At 74.9% G+C, this 11,265-nt stretch carries 12 protein-coding genes and 1 pseudogene; 9 read left to right on the forward strand and 4 right to left on the reverse strand.

Annotated elements, in window-relative coordinates; genetic code table 11:
* Window positions 1-197 precede the first annotated feature (197 nt).
* On the reverse strand, window positions 198-1,046 hold the full coding sequence (locus JQX11_RS32515; protein WP_232377963.1) for a VHL beta domain-containing protein: 849 nt from the start codon (window positions 1,044-1,046) through the stop codon (window positions 198-200).
* A gap of 431 nt (window positions 1,047-1,477) precedes the next feature.
* On the opposite strand from JQX11_RS32515, the gene ssd reads away from it, so the two are divergent.
* From ssd to JQX11_RS16295, 7 genes and pseudogenes are all read left to right on the forward strand, one after another.
* On the forward strand, window positions 1,478-2,581 hold the full coding sequence (gene ssd / locus JQX11_RS16265) for a septum site-determining protein Ssd (RefSeq protein ID WP_204925796.1): 1,104 nt from the start codon (window positions 1,478-1,480) through the stop codon (window positions 2,579-2,581).
* Window positions 2,578-3,783, forward strand: coding sequence for a TadA family conjugal transfer-associated ATPase (locus JQX11_RS16270; protein WP_204925797.1), 1,206 nt, complete (start codon window positions 2,578-2,580; stop codon window positions 3,781-3,783). Before ssd ends, JQX11_RS16270 begins: the two co-directional genes overlap by 4 nt.
* A complete protein-coding gene (locus JQX11_RS16275; RefSeq protein ID WP_232377964.1) occupies window positions 3,780-4,595 on the forward strand; it encodes a hypothetical protein in 816 nt (271 codons plus the stop codon). Before JQX11_RS16270 ends, JQX11_RS16275 begins: the two co-directional genes overlap by 4 nt.
* The gene (locus tag JQX11_RS16280) at window positions 4,595-5,320 is read left to right on the forward strand and encodes a type II secretion system F family protein (RefSeq protein WP_204925798.1); all 726 of its coding nucleotides are present in this window, start codon (window positions 4,595-4,597) and stop codon (window positions 5,318-5,320) included. Before JQX11_RS16275 ends, JQX11_RS16280 begins: the two co-directional genes overlap by 1 nt.
* Before the next feature lie 25 nt (window positions 5,321-5,345).
* Window positions 5,346-5,513, forward strand: a complete 168-nt coding sequence (locus JQX11_RS16285) for a DUF4244 domain-containing protein (RefSeq protein WP_204925799.1) — start codon at window positions 5,346-5,348, stop codon at window positions 5,511-5,513.
* Window positions 5,510-5,854 (forward strand): annotated as a pseudogene (locus JQX11_RS16290) (TadE family type IV pilus minor pilin); the annotation flags it as partial. The gene JQX11_RS16285 and the pseudogene JQX11_RS16290, both read left to right, overlap by 4 nt.
* 236 nt (window positions 5,855-6,090) lie before the next feature.
* A complete protein-coding gene (locus tag JQX11_RS16295; protein ID WP_204925800.1) occupies window positions 6,091-6,528 on the forward strand; it encodes an Rv3654c family TadE-like protein in 438 nt (145 codons plus the stop codon).
* A 291-nt stretch (window positions 6,529-6,819) separates the two neighbouring features.
* Here JQX11_RS16295 and JQX11_RS16300 read toward each other — a convergent pair whose 3' ends face one another.
* The 3 genes from JQX11_RS16300 to sftH form a co-directional block, all read right to left on the reverse strand.
* Complete coding sequence (locus JQX11_RS16300) at window positions 6,820-7,398, reverse strand: LURP-one-related family protein (RefSeq protein ID WP_088643463.1); 579 nt, start codon at window positions 7,396-7,398, stop codon at window positions 6,820-6,822.
* 162 nt (window positions 7,399-7,560) lie between these two features.
* Window positions 7,561-7,764, reverse strand: coding sequence for a hypothetical protein (locus JQX11_RS16305; RefSeq protein ID WP_204925801.1), 204 nt, complete (start codon window positions 7,762-7,764; stop codon window positions 7,561-7,563).
* Window positions 7,765-7,934: 170 nt separating this feature from the next.
* A complete protein-coding gene (gene sftH, locus JQX11_RS16310; protein ID WP_307826209.1) occupies window positions 7,935-10,340 on the reverse strand; it encodes a DEAD/DEAH box helicase in 2,406 nt (801 codons plus the stop codon).
* 132 nt (window positions 10,341-10,472) lie between these two features.
* On the opposite strand from sftH, the gene JQX11_RS16315 reads away from it, so the two are divergent.
* Both JQX11_RS16315 and JQX11_RS16320 read left to right on the forward strand, forming a co-directional pair.
* A complete protein-coding gene (locus tag JQX11_RS16315) occupies window positions 10,473-10,829 on the forward strand; it encodes an STAS domain-containing protein (RefSeq protein WP_204925803.1) in 357 nt (118 codons plus the stop codon).
* Entirely contained in the window at window positions 10,829-11,263 is a 435-nt protein-coding gene (locus JQX11_RS16320) for an ATP-binding protein (RefSeq protein ID WP_204925977.1), read from the forward strand. The genes JQX11_RS16315 and JQX11_RS16320 overlap by 1 nt, the downstream gene beginning before the upstream one ends.
* Window positions 11,264-11,265 lie beyond the last annotated feature (2 nt).

Here is an 11,265-nt window from a genome sequence, read left to right on the forward strand (position 1 = left end):
TCGAGTCGAATGCGGCGTCCGGTTGCAGCCGGGCGCCGCTGTGCTGTGGCGGCGCTGTGCCGATCGACCGGTCAAGCATCCCGCGTGCGGCGGCATAGCACAAGGCCCGCGATTTGTCTGTCGGGTGGCTGACACCCGGTCAACTGAAGAGTCCCTGCTCGGCGGCTGTCCATAAGGGGATGTGGGAGCAGGCCTGGCTACCGCACGACCGCCCGCATCGTGGTCCGGGCGGGCAGGAAACAGGCCAGGGCCCGGCCGTGCCGGTCGGTGACCACCCACGGGTGCCCCACGTACGTCTGCTGGCGGTAGGACCGGCCCGCGTCGAGCACCTTGTACTGACGGCGCTGCCCCTGGTGGTCGAGCCAGTAGACGACGACCCGCGAACTACGGGCGTTGACGAACTCGACGTACGTCGAGGGGCCGTTCGAAGTGGACCGCAGCGAGTGTTCCTGCCATCCCGGCAGCGGGGTCAACTCGGCCGGTGCGGGCGGGTTCGTCGGCGGCTTCGGCGTGGGGCGGGGCGCGGCGGTCGTCGGGGTCGGCCGGGGTGGCGTGGTGGTCGCGGCGGGACGGGACGTCGTACCCGTGGCGGGTTGGTGTGGCTGACGGGGCGGTGCCGGCGGCGGTGCGGCCGGGGTCGCGGCGCGGGTGGCCATCGAGGCCGGGGCGGGCGAGTAGTCGGCGACCGGGGTGGGGCTCTCCACGGCCGCGAGATCCGGGCGGTCGGCGACCCACGAGGGTGTCATCGGGAGGGCCGCGTCGTCCCGCTTCGGCCCGGACCACAACGGCGACAGCGCCAGGACGAGGCTGGTGACCAGGCCGAACGCCACTCCGGCCAACAGCAGGGTCCGTCCGATGCCGGCGGGCTCGACGGCGTGCACGGGGGACGGCAACGGGTTGCCCGGTGACCCGGACGCCGGGACGTCGATCAGATGCCGGCCGGCCGGGGGGACGAGGTAGGGCGGCAGCGTCTGGCGGTACCGGGGTGCCGGCAGCCAGCCACCGATGCGCAGGGTGGGGGGTGTGTCGTCGGATGAGTCGGCCATGGCCCCGTTTCCGAGAGCGGCGGATGCCACCTTCGCGGTGGCGGTCACGATTATCGGCGTACGAGGCGGTATGCCGTCAATCACTCCGGCGGGGTGAACAGGACATTTTTTCGCGTTCTTTACCCGGACGGTCCCGCTGCCGCCGGCGTCGTTCGGTCGTCCCGGCGCTCCGGGCGGTGCGCTGGACATGCCTCCGGTGCAGGTCACCCCCCTCCTGCCGGGTCGACGGAGACGTCGAACGGCTGACCGGGACACCCCGACGACCAGCATGACCCGCCATCCCGCCACCGGGGCCGCATAACAGATCACCGACGGTGGCGGGGGTTGTCCACAGGCCGCCCCGTCGTCCACAGGTGAGGCGGCATCGGCGGCGCGGACCGGCGACGACGGCGCAGGGTCTGTCCCAGCAACCCCGAGCGCTGGAGGCCGTGATGCCACCCCGTACCTCCCTTCCGCCGTACCGACGACTGCCGCTGCTGGTCACCTCCGACGGTGACCTCCTCGACGAGTTGCTGCGGCTCGCCGCGGCGGGCGGCACCGAGGTGGAGGTGGCTGCCGATCCGGCCGCCGCCCGGTCCCGTTGGCTCCCCGCGCCCCTGGTCCTCATCGGCAGTGACCAGGCCCAGGCCTGCCTGCGGGCCCGGTTGCCCCGACGGCCCCGGACGGTGCTGGTCGGACGGTCGGGGGAACTCGACCCGGGCTGGGAGATCGCCGAGTTGATCGGTGCCGAGCACGTCGCCACCCTGCCCGCCGCCGAACCATGGCTGGTCGACCGGTTCACCGAGTGCGCGCCCGGCGGCGAACCGGCGGCCCCGGCCCGGACGGTCGCCGTGCTCGGCGGCCGGGGAGGGGCCGGAGCGAGCGTCCTCGCGGGTGGCCTGGCCGTCACCGCCGCCCGCGCCCAGCTGCGGACCCTGCTGGTCGACGCGGACCCGCTCGGCGGCGGGCTCGACCTGGTGCTCGGCTGGGAGGACCTGGACGGACTGCGCTGGCCGTCGCTCACCGACGCCGACGGTCGGGTCGACCCGCCCGCCCTGGTCCGTGCCCTGCCGCACCGGGGTGACCTGGTCGTCCTCTCCTGGGACCGGGGCGAGCCGCTGGCCCTGCCCGCCCCGGCGATGGCCGCCACCCTCGACGCCGCCCGCCGGGGTCGGGACTTCGTCGTCGTCGACCTGCCGCGCCAGCTCGACGACGCGGCCGTGCTCGCCCTCCAGGCCGCCGACCAGACGTACGTGGTGGTGCCCGCCGAACTGCGGGCGACCGCCGCGGCAGCCCGGGTGGTCGCGGCGACGGCCCCGCACTGCGCCGCCCTGGGGGTGATCGTCCGGGGTCCCGCCCCCGGCCGGCTGCGGGCGGCCGAGGTGGCCCGTGCCCTCGGGCTGCCGCTGGCCGGCACGCTGCGCCCCGAACCGGCCCTGTGCCGGGGGCTGGAACGCGGCGAGGCACCGGCCGCCGCCGGTCGGGGACCGCTCGCCGCGCTCTGCCGTCAACTGGTCACCGACCTGACCGGGCTGCCCGTGCCGGGTGCGGCGTGACCGGGCGACCCGAGGAGTTCGCCGCCCGGGTCCGGCAGCGGATGGCCGACACGACCACACCTGTCACCCCGGCGGCGATCGTCTCCGCCGTACGCGCCGAACCGTCCGCCGCCGTCCTCGGTGACACCGCCGTGCTGCGGATCGCCGACCGCGTGCACGACGACCTGGTGGGTGCCGGGCCACTCGCCCCGCTGCTCGCCGATCCAGACGTCACCGACGTGCTCGTGAACGGGCTCCGGGTCTGGGTCGACCGGGGTGCCGGGCTGCACCAGGTGGCGGTGCCGCTCGGCACCGTCGACGACGTACGCCGGCTGGCCCAACGGCTCACCGCCGCGGCCGGGCGTCGGCTCGACGACGGCTCGCCCTGCGCGGACGCCCGACTGCCCGACGGCACCCGACTGCACGCCGTGCTGCCGCCGGTGGCGACCGACGGGCCCTACCTGTCGCTGCGCACCTTCCGGTACCGGCCGTTCACCCTCGACGAACTGGTCCGGCAGGGCACCGTGCCGCAGCAGGTCGCCCCGGTCCTCGCCGCGGTGGTGGCCGCCCGACTGGCCTACCTGGTCACCGGCGGCACCGGATCGGGCAAGACCACCCTGCTCAACACGATGCTCGGCCTGGTGCCGACGACGGAACGCATCGTGCTGGTCGAGGACGCCGCCGAACTGCACCCGGTGCACCCGCACGTGGTCGGTCTCCAGGCCCGGACGGCCAACGTGGAGGGCGCGGGCGTGATCGGGTTGAGCGAGCTGGTCCGGCAGGCACTGCGGATGCGTCCCGACCGGCTGGTCGTCGGCGAGTGCCGGGGTGCCGAGGTGGTCGACCTGTTGGCCGCGCTCAACACCGGCCACGACGGAGGGGCGGGCACCCTGCACGCCAACACCCCGGCCGACGTGCCGGCCCGGCTGGAGGCGCTCGGGTTGCTCGGTGGACTGCCCCGGGCGGCACTGCACGCACAGGTCACTGCCGCGCTCCAGGTGCTGGTCCAGGTACGTCGGGGCGCTGACGGCCGGCTGCTGGAGTCGATCTGCCTGCTGCTGGCCGACGGCCCCGACCGGCTGGTGACGGTGGTGCCCGCCTGGGTACGCGGGCAGGGCGTCGGTCCGGCCGGGCCCGGTCTGGCGATCCTGCTCCGCGACCGGGGAGTGCCGGTGCCACCCCTGCTGCGGGCACCCCGACCCGATACGACGGGGCGGGCATGACGTCGCCGTTGTGGCTGGTCGCGGCACTACTGACCGGCGCGGCCCTGGTGGTCGCCTGGCCGGTACGCAGCAGCCGACGCCGCCGCCGCAGCGTGCTCCCCGCACCGCGACACCCAGTGGCGGAGCCTGTCGGCCCCCACCGGCCCGCAACCGGTCGACGGCTGCTGACCCGGCTGGTGTCCGGCCCGCCGAGGAGGGCCCTGCTGTTGGCCGGTCTCGTCGGTGCCGGTACGGGTGGCCTCGCCGCCGGGCCGGTCGCCGCGCTCCTCCTGGCCGGCTACGGGATGCTCGGGGCACGTGCCGTGCACCGGCGGCGGCTCGCCGGGCAGGTCGGCCGGGAACGTCGCCGCCACCTGGACCGGCTCGGGGCGCTCGCCGCCGACCTGCGGGCCGGCCTGCCCGTTCCCCGTGAAGCCGCGCCGAGCCCGGAACCCGGGGCGGCGGGTCCGGACGACGACCCGGCCGGGACGGACCGGCTCGCCCGGCTGACCCGGTCGGCGGTCCGGCTCGCCGACCGGACCGGAGCGCCCCTGGCCGAACTCCTCGAACGCGTCGAGGCCGACGCGCGGGCGTTCGACCGGGGCCTGGCCGGTGCCGCCGCCCAGGCGGCAGGGGCCAACGCCACCGCGCTGCTGCTGGCCGCGCTTCCGCTCGGCGGCATCGCCCTCGGCTACGGCATCGGCGTCGATCCGCTGGCGGTGCTGCTGCACACCCCGGTCGGGGCCGGCTGTGCCCTCGTCGCGATGGGTCTGCAGGCCGGCGGGTTGCTCTGGGCCGAGCGGCTGGGCACCGTCCCCGGCGGAGGCGGGTGATGTCTCCGAATCACCTGTCGGCCGGTTGCCTGGTCCTGGCCGCGTTACTGGTCGCGGTGCGCGGCAACCGGGCCGGCCGGCGGTGGAACGGTTTGACCGGGCGGCGTGCCGACCGGAGCCGGCCGGGCTGGTGGCCGGACCGGATACGGCTCGGGGCCGCCCTGGCGGGTGTGGCGGTCCTGCTGCTGGTGGGCGGTTGGCCCGGTGTGCTGGGCGGCACGGTGACCGCCCCGGTGGCGGACCGGTTACTGCGACGGATCACCCCGCCCGCAGTGCGGAAGCGCCGGTTTCGGGAGGCCGCTGACCTGCCGCTCGCCGCTGACCTGCTGGCGGCGGCGATGCGGGCCGGCGCCCCGGTGGACCGGTCGGTGCTCGCGGTGGCCGATGCGTTGGACGGCCCACTGGCCGCCCGCCTCGCTCGGATCGGGCGGACGCTGCTGCTCGGCGGCGAGCCGTCGGAGGCGTGGGCCCACCTGGCACCGGTGCCCGGGGCGGACCGGATGGTGGCCGCCGCACTGCGCTCGTCCCGCAGCGGGGCGGCGTTGGCCGGTGCCCTCGGTCGCGTCGCCGACGATCTCCGGGCCGACCGCTCCACGGCCGCGGAAGCGTCCGCCCGGCGGGCCGGCGTGCTGATCGTGTTGCCGCTGGGCCTGTGCTTCCTGCCGGCCTTCATTCTCGCCGGCCTGGTGCCGGTGATCGTCGCCGTCCTCGGCGACGTGCTGTGACCCAACATCGAGAAAGGAACGAACGATGCGCAAACTCCTCAGCCGGCTGCGCGGGGACGCGGGGATGAACACCGCCGAGTACGCCGTGGGCACCCTCGCCGCCGTCGCCTTCGCGGGCATCCTGCTCAAGGTGCTCACCTCGGGCAACGTGCAGGCGGCACTGACGGCGGTCATCGACCGGGCGTTGAAGTGAGACCGCGCCGGCCGGCCGGTCGGGACCGGGGCTCGTTCACCGCCGAACTGGCGACCGGTCTGCCGGCGCTGCTCCTGCTCCTGTTCGCCGGAATCACCGCCGTCGACGCGGTCACCACGAAGGCGGCCTGCCTGGATGCGGCCCGGGAGGCGGCGCTCGCTGCCTCCCGGGGCGAGGACGGGACCGGCGCGGGCACCCGGATCGCACCGGAGGCGGCGGACGTGTCGATCGTGGTGCGCGAGGGGCGGGTCACCGCGACGGTCCGCGCCCCGGTCCGCGCGCTCGGTGCCCGGCTGCCCCGACTCACCGTCGAGGCAGGCACGGTCGCCGCCGTCGAACCCGGTGCACCACAGCCCGGTGCACCGCAACCCGGTGCACCACCGCCGGGCATGTGGGAACTGCCCACGCCGGAGCCGGGCCCACCGCAACCGGAGGTACCCCAGCAAGGCCCGCCGAGACCTGGCGCACCCCAGCCCGGAATGCCGCAACCTGGCGTAGGGGAACCGGCTGTGCCAGTCCTGGACGCGCGAACCCCGGATGTGCCCGTCCCGGATGAGGGTGGACCTGGGGCGGGCGAGTGGGGAACCGGCCCGTGAGCCGCGCCTGCCGGCTCCAGCGTGCTGCTCGCCGAGTCGGGGTGCCGGGTCCCGGAGGGGAGAGGCCCGGTGGCGTCGCCGACCGGGGTGGGGCCACCGTGCTGGTGCTCGCCATCGGCCTGGTCTTCGTGCTGGTCGGGCTGTTCGGGGCGGCGATCGGCGCGGCCCGGCTGGCGCGGCACCAGGCCCGGGTCGCTGCCGACTTCGGCGCCCTCGCGGGGGCCGGCGTTGCGCCGCAGGGTGCCGGAGTGGCCTGTGCGACCGCCGACGAGTTCGTCCGCGCCAATGCCGCCCGGCTGGTCACCTGCCGGGCGGACGGGCTCGACGTGGTGGTGACGGTCGAGGTGGCGGTCACCCCGCTGCCAGGGCTGCGGCGGTACGCCACCACCACCGCCCGCGCCGGCCCGGTCCGGGGCTGACCGGTCCGTGGTTGATTGGTCTGAGCGCGGTCCGGTGCTGAGGCCGGTCGGATCGTGCCGGCCTGCCCCGCAACAAGGCGTGCCGGCCCGCCCCGAAACAAGGGCGGGCCGCCCGGCCCCGGAGCAGGGCGGGCGGCCAACCCCGGAACAAGGCTGACCGTCCCCGCCCCGAAGCAGGGCGGGGCCGGCCAACCTGGGAGCAGGTCGGGCCGGCCAACCTGGGAGCAGATCGGGCCGGCCAACCTGGAAGCAGGATGGACCGGCCCGACCCGCAACCGGGCGGCGGGTGGCTCAGCGGCCCTGGAGCGCGTCCAGACCGATGGCCATGGCGATCACCAGTCGCCTGTCGATCTGCGGGTGCGGCACCTCGACGACGTAACGGTCCCGCAGCCCCCACTTCTTGATCACCGAGAACACCGGCTGACCACCGGCGGTGAAGTCGAAGTGGTACGGCAGCCAGGACAGTGAGTCGACGAACCGGCGGAGCAGGGCCACCGGCATGCTGCGCTCCTGGCCGGTCATCGGCGGCAGGCCGGCCTGCTCGACGTGCCAGGTCGAGCGGAGCAGCGACTGGGCGAAGTCCTTGCGAAACAGCCCGATCGGTGTGCCGGCGTGATCGGTCACGTCGTACGTGGCACCGAGGTCGAGCCGCTGACGGGCCTTGAAACCGAGCAGCGGGTGCTGCTTGGAGTCGTCGGAGTAGATCGTGACCTGCTCCTTGAAGGCGAGCCGCTTCTGCTGCGCGAACGCCAGCAACTCGCCCTCGGTGCCGTCCGCCGCCACCGCCCGGACCTCGTACTGGTTGACCATCATCCGGATCCGCTGCCGGACGTGGAACTGGTGCTGTGCCTGCAAACTGTCCAACTGCATGAGAACTCCTCCGAAGGGTGCGCCGGAGTCTCGCACAACCCCACGACCAGCGCCCGGCGTCGCCGGTCGGCCACCCCCGTCAGCGCCCGGCGTCGCCGGGCGGCCGCCCCCGTCAGCGCCCGGCGTCGCCGGGCGGCCGCCCCACGAGCAGAGCGCCCGCCGTCAGCGTCCGTCGGCGGTCGCCTTGAGCGCCCAGGTGTTGAGCACCTGGTGGATTCCCCGCAGCCGCTCGTTGATCTGGTCCAGGCGTTCCGCCTGGGCCAGGCCGGCCAGGGCGGCACCCAGCGCGATCAACTGGTCGGGGGTGAGATTGTCCTGGTCGATCGTGTAGAGCAGGTCGACGGTCTCGGCGATGGTGTCGGCCACGGCTTCTCCTCCGGGTCGGCATGAACGGCAGGGTCGGCGGTGAGGGGCACTTCCGATTATCGATGGAAGCGCTCCCATGCATCAATGCCCAGATGTCGTTCCGCTCAAGCACGATCCCGGGAGTCAATGGCGGCCCGCCCCACGCAGTGAGACCGCCGGCCGGGTCTCCGCTACCGGTCGGCCGGGCCGGGCTGGGCGGGCGCGGTGGTGGTGGACAGGTTGGCCAGGACCACGTCGAGGACCCGGACCGCGCCCGACTTGGACAGCGGGTTGTTGCCGTTGCCGCACTTCGGGGACTGGACGCAGGACGGGCAGCCCGACTCGCAGCCGCACTCGACGACGGCGTCCCGGGTGGCACCCAGCCAGGCCGCCGCCGTCCGGTAGGCCCGCTCGGCGAAGCCGGCCCCGCCGGGATGGCCATCGTAGACGAACACGGTGGGTGCCTCGGTGTCCGGATGCAGGGCGGTGGACAGCCCGCCGATGTCCCACCGGTCGCAGGTGGCCATCAGCGGCAGCAGCCCGATCGCGGCGTGCTCGGCGGCGTGCAACGCCCCCGGCACGTCCGCCGGCTCGACCCCGGCCGCTGCCAACGACTGCGGGGAGAGCGTGAACCAGACCGCGACGGTCCGCAGCTCCCGGGCCGGCAGGTCCAGCGGGCGGGTGTCGATCACCTCGCCGGAGGCGATCCGGCGACGCTGGTAGGAGACCACCTGACTGGTGACGTCCACCTCGCCGAGGAAGAGCCCGACCGGGCCGGCGTCCCGGTACGAGCGGACCGACACCACCGAGAGCGAGGTGACGTCCCGGGCGTGGGTGGACCAGTCCGGCTCCTCGGCGTGCACCAGCGCGCACCCGTCGTCGAGGTCCAACGCGTCGACCACGTACGAGACGCCCTGGTGCAGGTAGACCGCCCCCGGGTGGACGAGGAAGTGCGCCGAGCCGCCGTCGACGGTGCCGAGCAGCCGCCCCGTGGACGCCTCCACCACGCAGACCGGCGCCCCGCCCTGGCCGCGTAGGTCGATCTCGGGACGTTCCCGGTGCCGCCAGTACCAGCCGGTGGGCCGCTGGCGCAGGTCACCGGCCTGCACCAGCTCGTCGACGGCCTCCTTCGCCCCGTCGCCGAACAGTTCCAGGTCGGCCGGGGTGAGCGGGGACTCGGCGGCGGCGCAGGCGAGCTGCGGGGTGAGCACGTACGGGTTGGCCGGGTCGAGCACCGTCGCCTCGACCGGGCGGCCGAACAGCGCCTCCGGATGGTGCACCAGGTAGGTGTCGAGCGGGTCGTCCCGGGCCACCAGCACGGCGAGTGCCTCGTCCCCGGAGCGCCCGGCCCGGCCGGCCTGCTGCCACAGCGACGCCCGGGTGCCCGGCCAGCCGCAGATCAGCACCGCGTCCAGCCCGACCAGGTCGACGCCGAGTTCCAGCGCGTTGGTGGAGGCCAGCCCGAGCAGGTCGCCGTGGAGCAGGGCCCGCTCCAGTTTCCGGCGTTCCTCCTTCAGGTACCCGGCCCGGTAGGCGGCGACCCGCTCGCCGAGGCCGGGCACCGCCTCGTCCAGTGCCCGGCGGGCGTTCGCGGCGACCACCTCCGCGCCGCGCCGGGACCGGACGAAGGCGAGCGTGCGTACCCCCTCGGCGACGGTGTCGGCGAGCAGGTCGGCGGTCTCCCGCAGCGCCGACCGACGGACCTGGGTCAGGTCGTCGGCGGGGGCCCCGACGCCGGCGATGGCCCCCACGTCGGCGGGCGGCGGCAGCGGCGGCGGTTCCCAGAGCGCGAAGGTGACCCCGCCGCGCGGCGAGGTGTCCTCGGTGACGGCGGTGACGGGCACGCCGGTGAGCCGTCCGGCGGTCGCTGCCGGGTCACCCGACGTCGCCGACGCGAGCAGGAACACGGGGGTACGGCCGAACTGCGCGCACCGGCGGCGCAGCCGCCGCAGCACGTGCGCCACGTGCGAGCCGAACACGCCCCGGTAGGTGTGGCACTCGTCGACGACCACGTACGTCAGCCGGCGCAGGAACCCCGACCAGTGGGTGTGCCCGGGTAGCAGGCCGTGGTGCAGCATGTCCGGGTTGGTCAGCACGAACCGGGAGTGCCGGCGGATCCACTCCCGTTCGGTACGCGGGGTGTCCCCGTCGTAGGTGGCGGGGCGTACCCCGTCGAGGTCGAGGCCGGCGACGGCGCGGAGCTGGTCGGCGGCGAGGGCCTTGGTGGGGGCCAGGTAGAGCACCGTGGCCCGGGGGTCGGCCAGCAGCGTGGCCAGCGTCGGGAGCTGGTACGCCAGGGACTTGCCGGACGCGGTGCCGGTGGCCACCACGACGTGCTGCCCGGCGTACGCCAGCTCGGCGGCCTCGGCCTGGTGCCGCCAGGGGGCGGTGACGCCGCGTCGGGCGAACGCCGCCCGTAGCTCCTCGGGGGCCCACTGCGGCCACGGCGCCTGCTGCCCGGCGCGGGCCGGCACCCGCTCGACGTGGGTGACCGGGTCGACCGGGTGGCGGGTGCGCAGCCGGTGCAGCAGCTCGGCCGGGCCTCGCCCGGTGCCGGGGCCTGCGGTGGCGGTGGCTGCGGGGTTCACGTCCTGCACTCTCGCACTGGTGTTCGGTGCTGAACAACCGGGCCGGTGGGTATGGAGGAGTCGCCGCCGGTGACCTCGTCAGGCCGTCCGGCGGGGATGGTTAGATGCCCAGGAGAGTTTACGGCTCTCGGAGGAGGACTGATGGAGCTGTCGCTGGCGACCCGCACCGTGGGGGAACACACGGTGCTCGAGGTCGGCGGTGAGGTGGACGTCTACACCGCACCCCGACTGCGCGAACGGCTCCTGGAGTTGATCGACGGCGGTGCCCGGCGGGTGGTCGTCGACCTGGGGCGGGTGGACTTCCTCGACTCCACGGGCCTGGGTGTGCTGGTCGGTGCCCTGAAGCGGCTGCGGTCGGCCGGGGGGTCGTTCGCCCTGGTCTGCGACAAGGAGCCGCTGCTGAAGATCTTCCGGATCACCGCCCTGGACCAGGTCTTCCCCCTGCACCCGACGGTGGACGCGGCGATCGCCGCCGACCCCACCGTCCCCGGCGCGTGATGGCGACGGTCCGGCTCTCCTTCTCGCCGGCGCCGGTGCACGTGCGCACCGCCCGCCTGGTCGGTGTGGCGGTGGCCCGTCGGGCCGGGGTCCGGGAGGATCTGCTCGACGAGGTACGTCTGGCGATCGGTGAGGCGTGCACCCGGGCGGTCGCCCTGCACCACCAGTACGGGTTGGCCGACCCGGTGCTCGTGGAGATGTCCGACTCCGGAGCGTATTCGGTGCGGGTGGTGGACCGGGCGCCGATCGAGGCGGGGCTGGGTCTGGCCGCGTTGAACGCCGACGAGTTGGCCAACGAGGCGTTGACCGACGAGGCGCTGACCACCGGGGTGGGCTTCGCGCTGCTCGCCGGTTTCGTGGAGGACCTCCAGGTGCGGCCGGTGGCCGAGGGCATCGGGACCGAGGTCCGGATGGTGTGGCCGGTCGGTCGCTGATT

Origin of the sequence: Micromonospora humida, assembly GCF_016901255.1 — a bacterium.
Lineage (GTDB): Bacteria > Actinomycetota > Actinomycetes > Mycobacteriales > Micromonosporaceae > Micromonospora > Micromonospora wenchangensis.